Below are 538 nucleotides of genomic sequence, written 5' to 3' on the forward strand. Positions count from 1 at the left end.
ACCAGTACAGGTGGTGGTTTTGGTGTCGCGGATACCAACGATTTCGATCGCGTCGCCAACGTTGATTACGCCACGCTCAACACGACCGGTCACAACAGTACCACGGCCCGAGATCGAGAACACGTCTTCGATCGGCATCAGGAACGGCAGGTCAACTGCACGTGCCGGAGTCGGGATGTAGGTGTCTACGGCTTCCATCAGAGCGCGGATCGAGTTCTCACCGATCTCAGGATCGCGGCCTTCCATAGCAGCCAGTGCCGAACCTTTAACGATCGGAATATCGTCGCCAGGGTAGTCGTAGGACGACAGAAGCTCACGGATTTCCATCTCAACCAGCTCGAGCAGCTCTTCGTCGTCTACCTGGTCAACTTTGTTCATGTAGACAACCATGTGCGGGATGCCAACCTGACGGCCAAGAAGGATGTGCTCGCGGGTCTGCGGCATCGGGCCGTCAGCAGCGTTAACAACCAGGATCGCGCCGTCCATCTGAGCAGCACCAGTGATCATGTTCTTAACATAGTCAGCGTGGCCTGGGCAG

1 protein-coding gene is annotated in these 538 nt (G+C 56.9%); it reads right to left on the reverse strand.

The genetic code is table 11. The features are described from left to right. Nucleotides 1-538, reverse strand: a 538-nt coding sequence (locus tag AC07ED_RS13135; RefSeq protein WP_478242277.1) for a GTP-binding protein, incomplete at both ends; no start/stop codon positions are given.

This window comes from Aestuarium zhoushanense, assembly GCF_056431045.1.